Origin of the sequence: Microbacterium laevaniformans, from assembly GCF_016907555.1 — a bacterium.
GTDB lineage: Bacteria > Actinomycetota > Actinomycetes > Actinomycetales > Microbacteriaceae > Microbacterium > Microbacterium laevaniformans.
In genome coordinates this window covers 773,510-791,850 of sequence record NZ_JAFBCE010000001.1, presented here as the reverse complement: position 1 = coordinate 791,850, position 18,341 = coordinate 773,510, and the positions used below count along the sequence as shown (strand labels likewise).

Below are 18,341 nucleotides of genomic sequence, written 5' to 3'. Positions count from 1 at the left end.
GGCGTCACGGGCTCGCTTCGGGGATCAGCTCTGCGGCGCGCAGCACGCCCAGAACGGTGTCGTGGTTGTTGAAGGCGTAGAGGTGGGTGCCGTCGGCGCCGCCGGCGACAACGGACCGCGCGAGGTCGGCGGCATGGGCGAGGCCGACGGCGCGCTGCGCGGCGGCATCCGGAGCCGACTCGAGCGCCGCGGCGAGGGAGTCGGGGCGCGCATCCCCGGTGAGCTCGAGCACTCGGCGCAGTCGCCCCGGAGAGGTGATGGGCATGATCCCGGGCACGATCGGGATGACGACCCCGGCGGCGCGGGCGCGCTCGACGAAGTCGAGGTACTCGTCGGCGTGGAAGAAGAGCTGTGTCAGGGCGGACGTCGCCCCGGCGGCCTGTTTGGCCAGAAGTGCGTCGATGTCCTCGTAGCGGTGACGCGAACGCGGGTGACCGTTCGGGAACGCCGCGACGGCGATCTCGACGCGGTCGCCGTCGGTGACCTGCACGGCTCCCGGAAGCCCCGGGATCTCACGCTCGCGATACGGCGAGCGCTCCGCCTGCACCCGGCCGATCAGCTGCACGAGCTGAGCGGCCGACTCCAGATCGCCGACCACGATGTCGTCCTCGCCGACGCCGGCGGGCGGGTCGCCCCGCAGCGCCAGGAAGCGGGTGATGCCGGCATCGAGGAAGTCGCGGATGACCGTCGTGGCTTCGGCGTAGCTGCTGCCGACACAGGTCACGTGCGCGACGGGCGGAACGGTCGTCTCGCGGAGGATGTGCGTCAGCACGGTGAGCGAGCGGTCGGTCGTCGAGCCGCCCGCGCCGAACGTCACGGAGATGAAGCGCGGACCGGCGGCGGCGAGCACGCGAATGGTCTCGTAGAGAGCAGGCAGCTGCTCGGGGGTGCGCGGAGGGTAGATCTCGAACGAGAACGGTACCCGCGGCGAGGCCGTGCCGGCGACCGCCGGAGCGTCGACGCGGGGTTCGTGGGACATCATCGCTCAGTTCCCTCTCGGGTCGGGGTCCTGCAGCCGGTCGGCCGCGGCCTCGATGCCCCACTGTAGAGCCAGCGCCGTTCCCTCACCCGCGTGTGACGGCACGTGTCTGCCGACGTGGCAGGTCGCACACGCGTAGCGTGGCAGCCATGGTCGATGTGCACCCCTATGGATCCTGGCCCTCCCCGTTCACCGCCGCCTGGGCTTCTTCGGCTTCTCCCCGGATCGACGGCGCCGCACTCGTGGGCGACGAGGTGTGGTGGGCGCAGTCGGTGGCCGAAGAGGCCGGCCGCACGGCCGTGTTCCGGCGCGATGCGACCGGCACGGTGCACCTCGTCCTGCCGGCGCCGTGGAACGCCCGATCCGGCGTCCACGAGTACGGCGGCGGGTCGTGGGCGGTCGACGATGCCGGTCGGCTGTTCTTCGTCGAACGCCGCGATCAGCAGGTGTGGGTGCGGGAGCCCGGCTCGGACCCTCGTCCCCTGACGGACGATGCGGATGTCCGCTACGGCGGACTTCGCGCGACCGGCGGGATGCTGCTCGGCATCCGCGAGCGCGCCGGCCGCGAGCGGGCGATCGTGCGCATCGACCTCGACGGTGCGGGAGCGAGCGACCTTGTCGCGGGCAGCGATTTCGTCGCTCAACCCGCACTGTCCCCGCGCGGGGACCGGCTCGCGTGGGTGGCCTGGAACCACCCCGACATGCCGTGGGACCGCACGACGCTGCGTATCGGTCGCCTCGAGGACGGCGCCGTGGTCGAGTGGGCCGACGTGACCGACGGCAGCACGGCAGCGCTCCAGCCCGAATGGACCGACGAGGACGCCCTGCTCTACCTGGACGACGCGACCGGTCGGTGGAACATCTGGAGCCTGCGCCTGGATGCCGACCTGCCGCGGGCGCCTCTCGCCCCGGCCGATGCGGACACGGGGGGCCCGCTGTGGTCACTCGGCAGCCGCTGGTTCGGTGCGACGTCCGACGGCGGGGTGATCGCTGTCCGCACGAACGGCGCGGACGAGCTCGTCTGGCGGGATGCCGCGGGCACCGAGACCGTGATCGACATCCCCGCCACCGCATCCCTCGCCGTCGAGGCGGTCGTCGGCCACCGGGCGCTGATCTCCGGCGTGGCACCGGGCCTGAGCGGCATCTGGCTGGTGGACTTCGATGCGCCGGGGGCGACGGTGCACGTCGATCTCATCGTCGGATGCCGTGCAGAGATCGCGGGTGAGGATCTCGATGCGTGGCTTCCCGAGACGCGCCCGTTCTCTGTGGAGGGTCCGACGGGGACGGTGCACGCGTTCGTGCACCCTCCCCACCATCCGCGTGTCGCGGCATCCGACGCAGAACGTCCGCCCTATCTCGTGCTGGTGCACGGCGGTCCGACAGGCCACGAGGGCGGCGTCGCCGATGCGAAGACGCTGTTCTTCACGAGTCGCGGCATCGGAGTACTGGAGGTGAACTACGGCGGCTCGACCGGGTACGGCCGCGCGTACCGGGAGCGCCTGCGCGGACAGTGGGGCGTCGGCGACGTGGCGGACGTCGCGGCGGCCGCTTCCGGCCTGGCCGCCACCGGCGCCGCCGATGGCGCCCGCCTGGCGATCAAGGGCGGATCGGCAGGCGGCTGGACGGTGCTCGCGGCGCTCGCGCGCACCGACGTCTTCCGCGCGGGCATCTCCCGCTACGGCGTCGGCGACGCCCGCACCCTGGCCGCCGATACGCACGATTTCGAGTCACGGTATCTCGACGGACTCATCGGGCCCCTGCCGGATGCCGAGGAGCTCTACATCGAGCGCTCCCCGTTGACGCATATCGACGGGTTCCGCGTGCCCGTGCTGCTGCTGCAGGGCGCGGATGACGCGGTCGTGCCTCCGTCGCAGGCCGAAGCGATCCGCGACGCTCTCGCCGCGCGCGGCATCCCGCACGCCTACGTGCTCTACGAGGGCGAAGGACACGGGTTCCGCGGCGCTGAGGCGGTCGTGCACGCGCTGGAGAGCGAGCTCGCTTTCCTCGGCCAGGTGTTCGGCTTTCCGACGCCCGGCGTGCCGGCGATCGAGCTGACGGCAGGCTAGGCGTGCGTCAGAGCGCGTAGGGTGCGAGCTCCGCCGCGAGTCGCTCCGAGACGTGCGCGTGCACGGCGGTACCGCCTTCCTCGTGGGCCGTCGAGACGATGTGCCCCGACTCGTGCACCGCGTTGATGAGGTCTCCACGCTCATACGGCACGAGCGCGCGCACCTCGACCGCCGGCAGCGGCAGGGCGTCCTCGATGACGGTGCGCAGCTGATCGATGCCCTCGCCCGTGCGCGACGACACGAACAGCGCGCTCGGCTCAAGACCGCGCAGCACCAGTCGGGTGTCGTCGTCGACGAGGTCCGCCTTGTTGAAGACGACGATCTCGCGCGTCGAGCGCGCACCCACGTCGCCCATCACATCGCGTACGGTCGCGAGCTGCGCCGCGGGGTCGGGATGGGAGCCGTCCACGACGTGTACCAGCACGTCGGCGTCGCCCACCTCTTCCAGCGTCGAGCGGAACGCCTCGACGAGCTGGTGCGGCAGGTTCCGCACGAAGCCGACCGTGTCGGTGAGGGTGTAGACGCGCCCGTCGACCGCTTGGGCACGGCGCACCGTCGCGTCCAGCGTCGCGAACAGCGCGTTCTCCACGAGCACGCCGGCGCTCGTGAGCCGGTTGAGCAGGCTCGACTTGCCGGCGTTGGTGTAGCCGGCGATCGCGACGGACGGGATCGTGTTGCGCTTGCGTTCGCTGCGCTTGGCCTCGCGAGCGGGCGCGAAGTCGCGCAGCTGCCTGCGCAGCTGCGCCATCTTCGTGCGGATGCGCCGGCGGTCGAGCTCGATCTTGGTCTCACCCGGTCCGCGTGAGCCCATGCCGGCGCCTCCGGCCCCGACCTGGCCACCGGCCTGACGGCTCATCGACTCACCCCAGCCGCGCAGACGCGGAAGCAGGTACTCGAGCTGGGCGAGCTCGACCTGCGCCTTGCCCTCGCGGCTCTTGGCGTGCTGGCTGAAGATGTCGAGGATGACGGTGGTGCGGTCGATGACCTTGACCTTGACGACGTCCTCCAGCGCGCGACGCTGGCTCGGAGCGAGCTCCGTGTCGGCGATGACGGTGTCGGCGCCGACCGCGGCGACGAGGTCGCGCAACTCCGCCGCCTTGCCGCGGCCGATGTAGGTCGCCGGGTCGGGGTGCGGACGTCGCTGCAGCACCCCGTCGAGAACGACCGCGCCGGCGGTCTCGGCGAGCGCGGCGAGCTCGCGCAGGGAGTTCTCCGCGTCTTCCTGCGACCCCTGGGGGTAGACCCCGACGAGCACGACGTTCTCCAGCCGCAGCTGGCGGTACTCGACCTCCGTGACGTCTTCGAGTTCCGTGGACAGACCCGGCACGCGGCGCAGCGCCGCGCGCTCCTCACGGTCCCACTGATCGCCGTCGGTGTCGCCATAGGCGACGGTCGCCGCATCCTGCAGCGCCTGGGCGGCACCGAAGACGCTCGCGCGGGAGCGGCCCTCGGTACGTGCCAGCACGCGATCCACCGGATCGAGCGGCGTGTCCTCGCCGTGCGCGTCGGTGGTCTCGGTGGTGTGGGTCATGGATTCCTTCCAGGTCAGCCTTGCAGTCTAGCCTCCCGCACAGGCCGGTGGCTCCGGTACGCTCGCAGGATGGGGAGTGACCACTACTTCAGCGCCTCCCCGTCCAGCGCCGAGAGCCTCCGTCGCATCCGTGTGTCCCTCGGCGGACGCACCGGCGAGGTCACGACCGCGGGCGGGGTGTTCAGCCCCGACCACGTCGACGGCGGGACGGCGGTGCTACTCGCGAATACTCCGCCGCCCCCTCCGGGCGGCCACCTGCTCGACCTCGGCTGCGGCTGGGGGCCGATCGCGCTCAGCCTCGCCGTGCAGTCGCCGCACGCCACGGTGTGGGCGGTGGACGTGAACGACCGCGCTCTCGACCTGGTGCGACGAAACGCGCAGGAGTGGGGTCTCACCAACATCAACGCGGTGCGTCCCGAGGATGTTCCGGGCGACGTCCGCTTCCGCGGCATCCGGTCCAATCCCCCCATCCGCGTCGGCAAGAACGAGCTTCACGGTCTGCTGGAGACGTGGCTGCCGCGCTTGGACGAACGCAGCGACGCGTGGCTGGTCGTGCAGCGCAACCTCGGGTCCGACTCCCTGCAGCGGTGGCTGGCGGCGACATTCGACGACGGACACTCGGTGACGCGTGCGGCGACCGGACGCGGCTTCCGGGTGCTGAAGGTGCGCCGGCACGGCGCGGTGCCGACCGGCGCGATCGAACTTCCCTGAGTCGCCCGCGATCGACCGCGCGTCAGGCCAGGCGCACCTCGCCCGAGTAGACGAGGGTCGCCGGACCCGACAGCAGCACGTGGTCGCCGTCGCCGTCGGCGACGATGCGAACGCCCAGGATGCCGCCGGGCACCTCGACACTCCAGCGATCGGGCGCCGCGGGTCCGGCCCAGTGGCGGACGGCGAGCGCCGCTGCTGCGACACCCGTGCCGCAGGAGAGCGTCTCACCCACACCGCGCTCGAAGACCCGCATACGGATGCTGCCGACGCCGTTCTTGACGAGCGGATCGGCCGGAACGACGAACTCCACGTTCGCCCCGGCGACCGGCTCCGGATGCAGCAACGGCTGCACGGTGAGGTCGAGCTCCTCGAGCTCACCCGCGCTGGAGAGCGCCACGACGACGTGCGGGTTGCCGACATCGACGCCTTGACCGGGGCGGGCGACGTCGAGTCCCCGCGCCTTGACGACGGTCTCGCCGTCGATGGCGAAGACGCCGAGGTCGACCTCGAACCCGGGGTCGCTGCGGGTGAGGGTCTTGATGCCGGCGCGCGTGCCGATGCGCAGCGGTGCGGCGTCGATGTCGGCGCGACCGGTGTCGACGAGGTACTTCGCGAAGACGCGGATGCCGTTGCCGCACATCTCGGCGGCGGAGCCGTCGGCGTTGCGGTAGTCCATGAACCACTCGGCATCCGTCATCGCCTCGCCCTCACGGATGCGGGCGCTGCGGACGACCCGCAGGATGCCGTCGCCGCCGATGCCGAAGCGGCGGTCGCAGAGCGCGGCGATCTGGTCGGCCGACAGGTCGAGGACGCCCTCGTCGTCCGGGACGATCACGAAGTCGTTGCCCGTGCCGTGACCCTTGGTGAATGCGATCGACTCTGCCACCCGGTCAGTCTACGGTCCACAGCCCGAGGCCCGGCCGGCCGCGCGCGAGCGACGTGGCAGGATCTGAGGGTGGCAGAACCCGCTCTCTCCTCTCACGCGCTCCCCCTCGACAGCGATGCTGCGGCCGCGATGTGGGAGGCCTACCGCGCCGCGCGGCCCGAAGCGGTGCTCGCCGGGGGCGAGTACACCGTCGAGCACTTCGGTGACAACGTCCGGCTCGCCGACGAACTCCTCGACATCGTGCTGTCGGGGCGGAAACGAGCGACGGCAGAGCTCGTGGCCGACTTCGTCGCTCGGGGCGATCTCGTGCCGCGCATCGGATCGCACTGGATCGCGTGCGACAGCTCCGGCGCACCGCGCATCATCATGCGCACGACCGAACTGAGGTTGGGTCCTTTCACCAGCGGCGACGCGGCATTCGCCGCCGACGAGGGCGAGGACGACGGATCGCTGGAGAGCTGGCAGCGCGAGCACCGCCGCTACTGGACGCGCGTCGCCGCCGCCCGCGGAGCCGAATGGTCGGAGGAGGACGAGATCGTCTTCGAACGCTTCCGCGTCGTCTGGCCCCCCGAGCACGCCGACTGAACGACGAGGAGCGGCTCGGGCTGCACGGTGAGTGTGCGGACTTCGCTCACGCCACCGATGCTGCCAGGACGACCGCGTCGACGTCGGGCGCGACCCAGCGCACGTCGGCATACCGGCGAAACCACGACACCTGGCGCCGCGCGTAGCGTCGGGTGAGCGCCTGCGTCTGGGCGATGGCCTCGGACGCATCGAGCTCACCCGCCACGTGCGCCAACGCCTGCGCGTAGCCGATGGCCCGGCTGGCCGTCACGCCCTGCTCGAGACCGCGGTCGCGGAGGGCTGCGACTTCGGTGAGAAGGCCCTCGCGCCACATGCGGGTCACCCGCTCGTCGAGGCGCGCGACGAGGGTTGCACGCTCGACCTCCACACCGATGAGGGTCGTCGGCACGTGCCAGAGCACGGGATCTGCGGGCAGGACGGCGCCGTGACCGCGGTCGCCCTGCACGGCGACCTCGAGGGCGCGCACGATCCGCCGAGCGTTGCGCGCATCGATACGGTCGGCGGTCGCCGGGTCCAGTGCGCGCAGACGCTCCAGGAGCGGCCCGGGGCCGCCCTCTTCGAGATCCGCTTCCAGCTGTGCGCGCAGGATGTCGTCGTGCGGCGGGAAACGGAAGTCGTAGACGACACTCGAGACGTAGAGGCCCGAGCCGCCGACGAGGATGGCGTCCGCTCCGCGGTGGAAGATCTCTGAGATGACGGTACGGGCCGCTTCCTGGTACGCGGCAACCGCGGCCTCATCCGTGACCTCGAGCACGTCGAAGAGATGGTGCGGGATGCCGCGGCGCTCGGCGACCGACAGCTTGGCGGTGCCGATGTCCATCCCGCGATACAGCTGCATGGCGTCGGCGTTGACGATCTCCGCCGGGCGACCGCGGGCGGTGAGCGCTTCCGCGAGCCGCAGGGACAGATCGGACTTGCCCGTGCCCGTGGCGCCCACGACGCCCCACAGACGCCCGGTCACCCGAGGCGGAGCGTCGGCAACCCGAGCGACACCGCGCGGGGTGCGCCCGTCTCGCCCGCGACGCCCGAGGATGTCGGCACGCCGCATGACTCCGCCTGGGTGCGATCCCAGGCGTCGCCCGCGCGCGTGCGCCGAACGCGCAGCGGCGCCCCGTCGGGGCTATCGGCGAGCAGGTGGAACGGAGCGGCGTGCGTCACGGTCACCGTCACGACGTCTCCGGGGCGCGGAACGGCCGAGCCCCGAGGCAGCTCGAAGTGGACGAGCCGATTGTCTTCGGCGCGGCCGGTCAGGCGGTGGGTCTCGGCATCCTTCTTTCCCTCGCCGGTCGAGACCAGCACCTGCAGCTCGCGGCCGATCTGGGCCTGGTTCTCTTCGAGGCTGATGCGCTCCTGCAGGGCGATGAGCCGCTCGTACCGCTCTTGCACCACGGCCTTCGGCACCTGGTCGGGCATCGTCGCGGCGGGGGTGCCCTCACGGATCGAGTACTGGAAGGTGAAGGCGCTGGCGAACCGTGCCTGCGCGACGACACGCATCGTGTCCTCGAAATCCTCATCGGTCTCACCGGGGAAGCCGACGATGATGTCGGTGGAGATCGCCGCGTGCGGGATGCGGTCGCGGACCCGCTCGAGGATGCCGAGGAAGCGGTCACTGCGGTAGGAGCGCCGCATCGCCCGTAGGACGCGATCGGATCCGGACTGCAGCGGCATGTGCAGCTGCGGCATGACCTGAGGAGTCTCGGCCATGGCATCGATGACGTCGTCGGTGAAGGCGGCCGGGTGCGGACTCGTGAAGCGGATGCGCTCGAGCCCCGGGATCTGCCCGGCGGCACGCAGCAGCTTGCCGAACGCCTGACGATCACCGAACTCGACCCCGTAGCTGTTCACGTTCTGACCGAGGAGCGTGACCTCGATCGCGCCGTCCTCGACGAGGAGCCGGATCTCGTTCAGGATGTCGCCGGGGCGGCGGTCCTTCTCCTTGCCACGCAGGCTCGGCACGATGCAGAACGTGCACGTGTTGTTGCAGCCCACGGAGATCGACACCCAGCCGCTGTGGACGGCGTCGCGCTTGGTCGGCAGGGTCGAGGGGAAGACCTCGAGCGCCTCGAGGATCTCCAGTTCTGCATCGCCGTTGTGGCGCGCCCGCTCGAGGAGGCTGGGCAGCGAGCCCATGTTGTGGGTGCCGAAGACGACGTCGACCCACGGCGCCTTCTCGAGCACGGCCTCTTTGTCCATCTGAGCCATACAGCCGCCGACGGCGATCTGCATGCCCTCGTGACGATCCTTGCGACTCTTCAGATGCCCGAGGGTGCCGTACAGCTTGCCGGCGGCGTTGTCGCGCACCGCACACGTGTTGATCACGACGACATCGGCCTCGGAGCCCTCCTCCGCTCGCACGTATCCGGCGCTCTCCAACGAGCCGGAAAGTCGCTCGGAATCGTGCACGTTCATCTGGCAGCCGAAGGTGCGCACCTCGTAGGTCCGGGCACGACCGTCGGCGGCGACGGCGGCGTCCGATGGCGCGATCAGCGTGGGGGCGGCGGACGGAGAAGTCATGATGCGTTCATTCTACGATCCGTCACCATGCACGAACCCGAGGTCCCGCGCACCGGGCAAACGGCTCACTCGAAGCGCACGGTTCCCGCCGGCGCACGCCGAACCGGTCGCCCGAGTTCTTCGAGGGCCTGCCGCGCTGCGGTCAGCGCGCTCGCACCGTACCCGCGCCGCGCGAGTTGGCCCGAGAGCCGCCGCAGCGCCGTATCGCGATCGAGGTCGCGCATCGTCCGGGCCTTCTGCCGCGCGAACTCGAGAGCACGGTCCGCATCATCGTCAGGCAGCGCATCGAGTGCCTCGTCGATGACCTCGCGCGGGATGCCGCGGGCCGACAAGGTCTGCACGAGCATCGCGCGCCCCTGTCCCTTTCGTTCGACGCCACTGTGCACGAGCTGCTCCGCCAGTGCCGAGTCGTCGAGATATCCGAGGCTCCTCATGCGGTCGATGACGTGGTCGATCGCCGCATCGCCGAGCTCGCGTTCGCGCAAGAATCGCGATGCCTCCCGTTCGGACAGGGAGCGCGTTCGCAAGCGCTTGATCAGCGCGGCCTCCGCATCATCGACGACGGTCGCGATGTCGTCCTCCCACGCCGCGTCGACGGGCTCCTCCGTCCAGGTCGGATGCCAGCTGAGATCGCCCACACCGCCTCTACGCCCGGACGGACCAGGGAACACGGGGGGTGTCGCGGGTTGCGGGTCGCGCGGACCTGCCTCATCCTGTGGCTGGTTCGCGGAGGCGGAGGAGACGCGTGCGTCGGCGGCATCTCCACCGAACAGCGGGATCACGGGGGCGAGCCGCTCGGACTCGCCCCCGTGTCGCGACGTCGTCATCAGGCCGGTCGGCGCGCGGCCAGATCATCGGCAGGCGCGACCTCTGCCCCGCCGCGCGGCTGACCGATTCCCAGCTTCTGCTTGATCTTGGTTTCGATCTCCGCCGCGATGTCGGGGTTCTTCAGCAGGAAGTTGCGGGCGTTCTCCTTGCCCTGACCGAGCTGCTCACCGTCGTAGGTGTACCAGGCGCCGGACTTCTTCACGAGGGCGTGCTCGACGCCGAAGTCGATGAGCGAGCCTTCGCGCGAGATGCCGGTGCCGTAGAGGATGTCGAACTCGGCCTGCTTGAACGGCGGCGCCATCTTGTTCTTGACGACCTTGACGCGCGTCCGGTTGCCGACCGCGTCGGTGCCGTCCTTCAGCGTCTCGATGCGACGGATGTCGAGACGCACCGAGGCGTAGAACTTCAACGCCTTTCCGCCGGCGGTGGTCTCGGGTGAGCCGAAGAACACGCCGATCTTCTCGCGCAGCTGGTTGATGAAGATCATCGTCGTATTGGTCTGGTTGAGGCCACCGGTCAGCTTGCGCAGCGCCTGAGACATGAGGCGAGCCTGCAGGCCGACGTGGGAGTCGCCCATCTCGCCTTCGATCTCGGCCTTGGGGACGAGCGCAGCGACGGAGTCGATGACGACCAGATCGATCGCTCCCGAACGAACCAGCATGTCGGCGATCTCCAGCGCCTGCTCCCCCGTGTCGGGCTGCGACACGAGCAGCTGATCGATGTCGACACCGAGCTTCTGCGCATAGTCGGGGTCGAGCGCGTGTTCGGCGTCGATGAAGGCGGCGATGCCGCCGGCGCGCTGCACGTTGGCGATCGCGTGGAGCGTGAGCGTCGTCTTACCCGAGGATTCGGGACCGTAGATCTCGATGATGCGCCCGCGGGGAAGACCTCCCACGCCGAGAGCGACATCGAGGGCGATCGAACCGGTGGGGATGACTTCGACGGGGGCACGGTCGTCGCTGCCCAGTCGCATGACCGAGCCCTTTCCGAACTGCCGGTCGATCTGGGCGAGGGCCGACTCGAGGGCCTTCTCGCGGTCAGCGGGTGAGGGCATGACGTGCTCCTTGTGCTCTGCCGTGGACGGCGCTGCCGGCCTCGGGATTCCGTCGCCTGTAGGCTGTCACGCCCCCTCCCGGCGGGAAGGATGCTGCGACAAGGCGGAGGTGTCGTGATGACGGTGTCCACGCTAGAGACGGTCTCCGACATCGGTGGGCGACAGGCCTCGAATGTGGACAAACGTCCCGAGTCACCTCATGTGCAGGAGCCTACGCCCATCGAACAGAGTTTCGATCACGCGACACGCCGCGCGTCCGTCGCGGATCAGCGTCGACGCGGCTCCATCAGGCCGACGCCGTGGCGCCGCGAAGCGGGGACGTCCGTCTCGTCGCACAGAGCAAACCAGATCTCGCGCGGCTCGACGCCGTCGGCGAGGGCTTCGGCTGCGGTCCGGTGACCCACACCGGGCAGAGCGAGGTCGGCGACCAACATCGCTGCGCGATTGCCGAACTCGTCCTCGACGGCTCGCGTGAACTCGCTGCGCCGCACGTCAGCGCAGCGACAGCTCGGGCTGGACGAGGCCGTCCTCGAGCCCGGCGAGATCGTCGGGAACCACGTCGGGGAAGACCTGCAGGCCCTCCAGCACCGACAGCCGGTCTCCGACCTCGCGCATGATGGTCGAGATCGGGACGTCCAGCGCCTCGGCGACCGCGGCGAGGATCTCGCTCGAGGCCTCCTTCTGACCGCGCTCGACCTCGCTGAGATATCCGAGGGCGACACTCGCACGGCCGGCGACCTGGCGGAGGGTACGACCCTTCTGCAGGCGGAAGTCGCGAAGCACTTCGCCGATCTCCTGACGAACCAGGATCATGTTCGGGCCCCCTCCTCTACTCGAGATTCCCACCGGGTATCGGTGCCCGGGTGGACAACAGTACCCCACGTGCTGGTCACGATAGCCCCCTCGTGCTGGGTAATGAATGGGAATCGCTGTCATGTAACGGCGTCGACACGAGCGGTATTCCCCGCATCATCTGAGGGCTCAGAGCGCGTCCAGCACCAGCCGGACGGCGCGCGCCGCCGTCTCGGTGCGGATGGCGGCGCGGTCGCCGTCGATCAGCACGGACTCGACCCGTGAGCCCAGCGGAGTGGCGACGGCGATATGCACCGTGCCGACGGGCTGGCCGTCCGGTGATAGCGGGCCCGCGATGCCGGTCGTCGCCACGCCCACGTCGGCGGGCACGCCGTCACGTCCGAGCGCGCGGCGCACACCCTCCGCCATCTGGCTGGCGACCCGGGGATGCACCGGCCCGTGCGCGTCGAGCAGATGCTGCTCGACGCCCAGAAGGCTCGCCTTCACGTCCGTCGCGTAGGCGACGATCCCGCCGCGGAAGACGCGCGAGGCCCCCGATACCGAGACGATGGAGGCGGCGAGCAGTCCCCCGGTCAACGACTCGGCCGCCGCGATGCTCCAGCCGAGGTCGGCGAGTCGGGCGACGAGGCGCTCCGGCTCGCTACTGCGACGACCCGCGGAGACCAGGGTGCTCTCGAGGTCGTCTCCCTCGGCATCCGGATGTTCGTCGTGCGCGCCCCCACGCCGGGACGAGGCGCTCATCGACGCGTGCCCGTCACGGTGCCGCCGCGGGCGGCTCGGGCTCCACGGATTTCGGTGACCACGTAGTCGACGCCGCTCGCCACCGTGAGGACCACCGCGATCCACATCGCCGCGGTGTTCACGACGTGGACCCACTCACCGACCACGTTCCACAGCGGCAGCAGCGCGAGGGAGAGCGCGACCGCCTGCGCGACGGTCTTCAGCTTGCCCATCCACGCCGCCGCGACCACGTGACTGCTCGCGACGATGAGGCGATGCACTGTGATGCCGACCTCGCGGACGAGAACAACGATCGTGACGGCCCAGGGGAGCTCGCCCAGGAGGGAGAGCCCGACGAAGGCACAGCCGGTCAGAGCCTTGTCTGCGATCGGGTCGAGGAGCTTGCCGAGGTCGGTGACGATCTCGTACGTGCGCGCCAGGTAGCCGTCGATGCCGTCCGTCGCGATCGCGACGATGAACAGCACACCTGCCCACCACCGCAGCGGGCCGTCGCCGCCCTGATCGGCCAGGAGCATCCAGAGGAAGACCGGCGCGCACAGGATGCGGACGATCGTGATCGCGTTGGGGAGCTGCCGGGGAATCGCCACGAGGCGAGCCTACTCGGGGCCGGTGGTCCGCACGGGCCCCAGGCGAGCTCAGTCGCGGCCGGTGAGGCTCCACGCGTCTTCGGACCCGTCGTCGCCATCGACCACCGGAAGCCCGTCGAACTGGGCACCGACCGCATCCGGCCCGTACGGGTCATTCGCCGGCGCCGCGTGGGTAGCCGGGGGGTCGTCGCCGCGCAGGCGGGCGAGCACCTCGGGCAGCTGATCCGGCGTGACGAGCACGTCGCGAGCCTTCGACCCCTCCGAGGGGCCGACGACCTCTCGCGACTCCAGCAGATCCATGAGACGACCGGCCTTCGCGAAGCCGACGCGGAGCTTGCGCTGCAGCATCGAGGTCGAGCCGAACTGCGTCGAGATGATCTGCTCGGCCGCCGCCAGCAGCAACTCGAGGTCGTCACCGATGTCGGCGTCGATCTCCTTCCTCTCGGCGACCGCGGCGACATCGGCGCGGTACTCCGGCCGAGCCTGGTTCTTGACGTGCGTGACGACCTTCTCGATCTCGCTCTCCGCCACCCACGCGCCCTGCACGCGGATCGCCTTCGACGCCCCCATCGGCAGGAACAGGCCGTCGCCCTGGCCGATGAGTCGGTCGGCACCGGGCTGGTCGAGGATGACGCGCGAATCGGTGACGCTCGTGACGGCGAACGCCAGGCGCGAGGGCACGTTCGCCTTGATCAGACCCGTGACCACGTCGACGGAGGGCCGCTGCGTCGCGAGCACGAGGTGGATGCCGCTGGCGCGGGCGAGCTGGGTGATCCGCACGATCGAGTCCTCGACGTCGCGCGGGGCGACCATCATGAGGTCGGCGAGCTCGTCCACGACCACGAGCAGATAGGGGTAGGGCTTGAGCACGCGCTCACTGCCGACGGGGAGGTTGATCTCCCCCGCGACCACCGCGCGATTGAAGTCGTCGATGTGGCGGAAGCCGAACGACGCGAGGTCGTCGTACCGCATGTCCATCTCCTTCACGACCCACTGCAGCGCCTCCGCGGCCTTCTTCGGGTTCGTGATGATGGGCGTGATCAGGTGCGGGACGCCGGCATAGCTCGTGAGCTCGACACGCTTGGGGTCGATGAGCACCATGCGCACCTCGGAGGGCTTGGCGCGCATCAGCAGGCTCGTGATCATCGAGTTCACGAAACTCGACTTGCCCGAGCCGGTGGAACCGGCCACGAGCAGGTGGGGCATCTTGGCCAGGTTCGCGACGACGTAGCCGCCGCCGACGTCCTTGCCGACGCCGATCGTCATCGGATGCGTCTGACTGGTCGCCGCCTGCGAGCGCAGCACGTCTCCCAGGGTGACGATCTCACGGTCGGTGTTGGGAATCTCGACACCGATGGCGCTCTTGCCGGGGATGGGCGCGAGGATGCGCACCTCGTTCGACGCGACGGCGTACGCGATGTTGTTGGTGAGCGCCGTGATGCGCTCGACCTTGACGCCGGGGCCGAGCGAGATCTCGTACTGGGTCACCGTCGGCCCGCGCGAGAAGCCCGTGACGCGCGCATCGACACCGAACTGCTCGAAGACGCCTCTGATGGCCGCGACCACGCGGTCGTTCGCCTCCGATCGCGCCTTCGGCGGGTCGCCCTGCGCCAGCGCGGCCACCGACGGAAGGCGATACGGCGCCTGCGGCGGCTGACCGTCGTGGTCGTCCCCCAGGGCGGAGATACCCGGGAGGATCCCGTCGTCGAGGATGATCTCGCCGCTGTCCTCGCGGATGCCGGTGTCGGCGCGACGCGCGGCCTTCTTGGCGTGGGCGATCACGGCCGGATCGATGATCTCGGTCGGCGCCTCCGGAAGCGGCGGGACCGGCGGAACAGCGGCCGGCATCGCGACGGCCTGCTCGAAGCTGCCGTCGCCGCTGGTGTCCAACAGCGCCGTCAGGTCGTCCGAGCCGAGGTGGCCGTCGACATCCTCCTCACGGCCGGACTTGTTGCGGCGCCACCACGGCAGGTCCTTCTCCGCGGCATCGTCCGTCTCGCCGAAGGCGACCGTGGGTGCGTCGGCCGCGGGCGCGTCGGGGCGCTCGGCGCCGAACATCCACGCGTACAGGTCTCCGAGACGGCGGCCGATGCGGTTGGGCGGGGTCTTGGTGAGGATGAGAATGCTCAGCAGTGTCAGCGCACCCAGGAGGATGTAGGCGCCGATCGGCGTGAGCAGCGACAGCGGCTCGCCGATGGTCCACCCGAACAGACCGCCCGCGGCGCTGAGCGCCGGCATGCCCTGCGACGGCTGCGGCCGACCGCCCGCAACATGGCAGAAGCCGGCGATCGAGAGCACGAACAGTCCGAAGCCGATGCCGATGCGCCCGTTGTCGTGGATGGACGGCGGGTGCCGGAACAGCCAACCCGCCAGCACCAGCAGGAGCACGGGCATGATGAAGGCGACGCGGCCGACGAACAGCCCCACGGTGTAGGCGCTGATCTGCGTCGCGGCGTCGTTGCCGATGAAGAACCATTCGTTGACGGCGCCGAGCGCGGCCAGCACGACGAGCAGGAACGGGAAGCCGTCGCGGCGCTGGTCCTTCTCGAGCGTCTCGAGGCCGAAAGCGCGGAACATGCCGCCGACGGCGTGCGCGACGCCGAGCCAGGCGCGGACGGCGAGCGGCGGGCGGTCGGTGTCGTCGACGTACTTCGTGGGAGCCGGCGCGGGCTTGCGGGCACGGGTCGATGAGCCCTTCGCGGACGCGCGGGCGTTCGTGGGCGTGCTCGTGGATCGTGCCATTACTCCACGGTAGGCGCAGGGACGCCCGGATCCGCGGATTGACGCGGCCCGAGACGTGCCCGGCATCCGCGGCGCCGCCGCGTCAGCGCAATCGCTTGACCATGGTGTCGCGACCGTGACCGGCCTGGGTGAGCGCGAAGCCCTCGCTGCGATAGAGCGTCTGGGCGTAGTTGCCCCGTTCCACCGACAGACTGATGCGGCCGTAGCCCTCGGCCCGCGCATGCTCGCACAGTCGCTGGAGCAGGGCGCGTCCGACGCCGTGCGCGCGCCAGAGCGGCCTCACACCGATGATGAGCTCCGGCACGCCCGTGCCGATGTACCCGAAGCCGGGGTCGCTGCGCGGCAGCATCCGATACCACGCCGCGCCGACCGGGCTGTCCTGCGCGTCGATCGCGACGAAGCCGGCGTCGCCGGGACGCATCCACCCCGAGATGTAGCGGTTGTGGTCAGGATGCGTCAGCACCTCGTGCCGCAGGCGCGCGCCCCCCTGCCGCCAGTTCGCCGCTTCGACGACCATGTCGCCCAGGAACGCCCCATCGGCCTGTGTCGCGGGGCGCACACGAAAGCTGACGGGCATGGAGCCGATCGTAGCGCTGCGCCGCGACCGCTCAGGCTTCGATGACGAGGGGGACGATCATCGGGCGACGACGCAGCCGCTGGTTCACCCACCGACCGATCGTGCGGCGCACGACCTGCGACAGCGCGTGGGTGTCGCGGACGCCCGATTGAGCCGCCTCAGTGAGGGCCGCGGCGATCTTGGGCTTGACGTCGTCGAACACCTTGTCGTCCTCCGCGAAACCACGCGCGTGGATCTCGGGGCCGGTGATGATCCGCCCCGTCGCGGCATCGACGACGACGATCACCGAGATGAAGCCCTCCTCGCCGAGGATCCGGCGATCCTTGAGGTCGGCGTCGGTGATCTCACCCACGGTCGATCCGTCGACGTAGACGAAGCCGAGATCGAGCTGGCCGACGACGCGGGCGACGCCGTCCTTGAGGTCGACGACGGTGCCGTTCTCGGCGATGATCGTGTTCCCCGCGGGGATGCCGGTGTCCTGCGCGAGCTTCGCGTTCGCGATGAGGTGACGGTACTCGCCGTGCACCGGCATGACGTTGCGCGGCTGGAGGATGTTGTAGCAGTACAGCAGCTCGCCCGCCGCCGCGTGACCCGACACGTGCACCTTGGCGTTGCCCTTGTGCACCACGTTGGCTCCCAGCTTGGTGAGGCCGTCGATCACGCGGTAGACCGCGTTCTCGTTGCCCGGGATCAGGCTCGAGGCGAGGATGACCGTGTCACCCGGCCCGGGCTCGATCGCGTGGTCCAGGTTCGCCATGCGGCTGAGCACGGCCATCGGCTCGCCCTGCGACCCGGTCGACATGTAGACGATCTTGTCGTCGGGAAGATCCTGCGCCTTCTTGTAGTCGATCAGCACGCCGTCGGGAACGCGCAGATAGCCGAGATCCTCGGCGATCGTCATGTTGCGCACCATCGAGCGCCCGAGGAACGCGAGACGACGCCCGTTCGCCGCGGCCGCGTCGATGACCTGCTGCACGCGGTGGACGTGGCTGGAGAAGCTCGCCACGATGACGCGCCGGGGAGCCTTGGCGATCACCTGGTCGAGCACCGGACCGATGTCCCGCTCGAGGGGGGTGAAGCCGGGCACGTCGGCGTTCGTGGAGTCGACGAGGAAGAGGTCCACGCCGTCCTCGCCGAGGCTCGCGAACGCGCGGAGGTCCGTGAGGCGGCCGTCCAGGGGCAGCTGATCCATCTTGAAGTCGCCGGTGGCCAGCACCGTACCGGCGTCGGTGTGGATCGCGACAGCGAGTGCGTCGGGGATCGAGTGGTTGACGGCGACGAACTCGAGGTCGAACGGACCGACCTGCTCTTCCTGCCCTTCCTGCACGGTCAGCGTGTAGGCCTTGATGCGGTGTTCCTTGAGCTTCGCTTCGACGAGCGCGAGGGTGAGCTTGGAACCGATGAGGGGAATGTCGCTCTTCAACCGCAGCAGGTAGGGCACCGCGCCGATGTGGTCCTCGTGGCCGTGCGTGAGCACGACGCCCACGACGTCGTCGAGCCGGTCCTTGATCGGCTCGAAGTCGGGGAGGATGAGGTCGACACCGGGCTGGTGCTCCTCGGGGAAGAGCACACCGCAGTCGACGACGAGGAGCTTGCCCTCGTATTCGAAGACCGTCATGTTGCGACCGATCTCGCCCAGCCCGCCGAGCGGGATGACGCGAAGGGTCTGCGGGGCGAGCGCGGGGGGCTCGGAGAACGTCGTGGGCATCGTCTGCCTTTCGTGGATG

At 70.1% G+C, this 18,341-nt stretch carries 17 protein-coding genes; 3 read left to right on the top strand and 14 right to left on the bottom strand.

The features are described 5' to 3' along the window. Window positions 1–4 precede the first annotated feature (4 nt). The gene (locus JOE53_RS03600) at window positions 5–979 is read right to left on the bottom strand and encodes a methylenetetrahydrofolate reductase (RefSeq protein ID WP_233449473.1); all 975 of its coding nucleotides are present in this window, start codon (window positions 977–979) and stop codon (window positions 5–7) included. A 149-nt stretch (window positions 980–1,128) separates the two neighbouring features. On the opposite strand from JOE53_RS03600, the gene JOE53_RS03595 reads away from it, so the two are divergent. Then, entirely contained in the window at window positions 1,129–3,045 is a 1,917-nt protein-coding gene (locus tag JOE53_RS03595; protein ID WP_204946813.1) for a S9 family peptidase, read from the top strand. 7 nt (window positions 3,046–3,052) lie between these two features. Here the strand turns inward: JOE53_RS03595 and hflX are convergent, their stop codons facing one another. After that, window positions 3,053–4,576, bottom strand: coding sequence for a GTPase HflX (gene hflX / locus JOE53_RS03590; RefSeq protein WP_204946812.1), 1,524 nt, complete (start codon window positions 4,574–4,576; stop codon window positions 3,053–3,055). A gap of 69 nt (window positions 4,577–4,645) precedes the next feature. Here hflX and JOE53_RS03585 point away from each other — a divergent pair, with 69 nt between their 5' ends. Continuing rightward, entirely contained in the window at window positions 4,646–5,287 is a 642-nt protein-coding gene (locus tag JOE53_RS03585) for a class I SAM-dependent methyltransferase (RefSeq protein WP_204946811.1), read from the top strand. A 22-nt stretch (window positions 5,288–5,309) separates the two neighbouring features. Here the strand turns inward: JOE53_RS03585 and dapF are convergent, their stop codons facing one another. Beyond that, a complete protein-coding gene (gene dapF / locus JOE53_RS03580) occupies window positions 5,310–6,173 on the bottom strand; it encodes a diaminopimelate epimerase (protein WP_204946810.1) in 864 nt (287 codons plus the stop codon). Window positions 6,174–6,302: 129 nt separating this feature from the next. On the opposite strand from dapF, the gene JOE53_RS03575 reads away from it, so the two are divergent. After that, complete coding sequence (locus JOE53_RS03575; RefSeq protein WP_204948165.1) at window positions 6,303–6,758, top strand: ASCH domain-containing protein; 456 nt, start codon at window positions 6,303–6,305, stop codon at window positions 6,756–6,758. A 46-nt stretch (window positions 6,759–6,804) separates the two neighbouring features. Here JOE53_RS03575 and miaA read toward each other — a convergent pair whose 3' ends face one another. The 11 genes from miaA to JOE53_RS03520 all read right to left on the bottom strand — a co-directional run bounded on the left by miaA (window position 6,805) and on the right by JOE53_RS03520 (window position 18,322). After that, on the bottom strand, window positions 6,805–7,719 hold the full coding sequence (gene miaA, locus JOE53_RS03570; RefSeq protein WP_112932990.1) for a tRNA (adenosine(37)-N6)-dimethylallyltransferase MiaA: 915 nt from the start codon (window positions 7,717–7,719) through the stop codon (window positions 6,805–6,807). Further along, window positions 7,716–9,272 (bottom strand): tRNA (N6-isopentenyl adenosine(37)-C2)-methylthiotransferase MiaB, encoded by a 1,557-nt coding sequence (gene miaB / locus JOE53_RS03565; protein ID WP_204946809.1) that lies wholly within the window; start codon window positions 9,270–9,272, stop codon window positions 7,716–7,718. The genes miaA and miaB overlap by 4 nt, the downstream gene beginning before the upstream one ends. 65 nt (window positions 9,273–9,337) lie before the next feature. Then, window positions 9,338–9,910 (bottom strand): regulatory protein RecX, encoded by a 573-nt coding sequence (locus JOE53_RS14950; RefSeq protein ID WP_231477143.1) that lies wholly within the window; start codon window positions 9,908–9,910, stop codon window positions 9,338–9,340. Window positions 9,911–10,098: 188 nt separating this feature from the next. Then, a complete protein-coding gene (gene recA, locus JOE53_RS03555; RefSeq protein WP_039416593.1) occupies window positions 10,099–11,154 on the bottom strand; it encodes a recombinase RecA in 1,056 nt (351 codons plus the stop codon). Between the two features lie 266 nt (window positions 11,155–11,420). Then, window positions 11,421–11,645 carry a DUF3046 domain-containing protein gene (locus JOE53_RS03550; protein WP_036282560.1) on the bottom strand — a complete coding sequence of 75 codons (225 nt, stop codon included), beginning with the start codon at window positions 11,643–11,645 and terminating at the stop codon, window positions 11,421–11,423. Window position 11,646: 1 nt separating this feature from the next. Then, on the bottom strand, window positions 11,647–11,967 hold the full coding sequence (locus tag JOE53_RS03545) for a helix-turn-helix domain-containing protein (protein ID WP_005048854.1): 321 nt from the start codon (window positions 11,965–11,967) through the stop codon (window positions 11,647–11,649). A gap of 168 nt (window positions 11,968–12,135) precedes the next feature. Then, complete coding sequence (locus JOE53_RS03540) at window positions 12,136–12,708, bottom strand: CinA family protein (protein ID WP_061682129.1); 573 nt, start codon at window positions 12,706–12,708, stop codon at window positions 12,136–12,138. Beyond that, on the bottom strand, window positions 12,705–13,295 hold the full coding sequence (gene pgsA / locus JOE53_RS03535; protein ID WP_036287240.1) for a CDP-diacylglycerol--glycerol-3-phosphate 3-phosphatidyltransferase: 591 nt from the start codon (window positions 13,293–13,295) through the stop codon (window positions 12,705–12,707). The genes JOE53_RS03540 and pgsA overlap by 4 nt, the downstream gene beginning before the upstream one ends. Before the next feature lie 48 nt (window positions 13,296–13,343). Next, window positions 13,344–16,037 (bottom strand): FtsK/SpoIIIE family DNA translocase, encoded by a 2,694-nt coding sequence (locus tag JOE53_RS03530; protein ID WP_204946807.1) that lies wholly within the window; start codon window positions 16,035–16,037, stop codon window positions 13,344–13,346. Window positions 16,038–16,119: 82 nt separating this feature from the next. Then, complete coding sequence (locus tag JOE53_RS03525; RefSeq protein ID WP_204946806.1) at window positions 16,120–16,614, bottom strand: GNAT family N-acetyltransferase; 495 nt, start codon at window positions 16,612–16,614, stop codon at window positions 16,120–16,122. Window positions 16,615–16,645: 31 nt separating this feature from the next. Next, the gene (locus JOE53_RS03520; RefSeq protein WP_204946805.1) at window positions 16,646–18,322 is read right to left on the bottom strand and encodes a ribonuclease J; all 1,677 of its coding nucleotides are present in this window, start codon (window positions 18,320–18,322) and stop codon (window positions 16,646–16,648) included. Window positions 18,323–18,341: the final 19 nt, after the last annotated feature.

Bases quoted from the DNA above. Each gene is read 5' to 3' on its own strand.
- JOE53_RS03600 (WP_233449473.1), bottom strand. From the start codon at position 979: ATGTCCCACGAACCCCGCGTCGACGCTCCGGCGGTCGCCGGCACGGCC.
- JOE53_RS03595 (WP_204946813.1), top strand. From the start codon at position 1,129: ATGGTCGATGTGCACCCCTATGGATCCTGGCCCTCCCCGTTCACCGCC.
- hflX (WP_204946812.1), bottom strand. From the start codon at position 4,576: ATGACCCACACCACCGAGACCACCGACGCGCACGGCGAGGACACGCCG.
- JOE53_RS03585 (WP_204946811.1), top strand. From the start codon at position 4,646: ATGGGGAGTGACCACTACTTCAGCGCCTCCCCGTCCAGCGCCGAGAGC.
- JOE53_RS03575 (WP_204948165.1), top strand. From the start codon at position 6,303: ATGTGGGAGGCCTACCGCGCCGCGCGGCCCGAAGCGGTGCTCGCCGGG.
- miaB (WP_204946809.1), bottom strand. From the start codon at position 9,272: ATGACTTCTCCGTCCGCCGCCCCCACGCTGATCGCGCCATCGGACGCC.
- recA (WP_039416593.1), bottom strand. From the start codon at position 11,154: ATGCCCTCACCCGCTGACCGCGAGAAGGCCCTCGAGTCGGCCCTCGCC.
- JOE53_RS03545 (WP_005048854.1), bottom strand. From the start codon at position 11,967: ATGATCCTGGTTCGTCAGGAGATCGGCGAAGTGCTTCGCGACTTCCGC.
- JOE53_RS03540 (WP_061682129.1), bottom strand. From the start codon at position 12,708: ATGAGCGCCTCGTCCCGGCGTGGGGGCGCGCACGACGAACATCCGGAT.
- JOE53_RS03530 (WP_204946807.1), bottom strand. From the start codon at position 16,037: ATGGCACGATCCACGAGCACGCCCACGAACGCCCGCGCGTCCGCGAAG.
- JOE53_RS03525 (WP_204946806.1), bottom strand. From the start codon at position 16,614: ATGCCCGTCAGCTTTCGTGTGCGCCCCGCGACACAGGCCGATGGGGCG.
- JOE53_RS03520 (WP_204946805.1), bottom strand. From the start codon at position 18,322: ATGCCCACGACGTTCTCCGAGCCCCCCGCGCTCGCCCCGCAGACCCTT.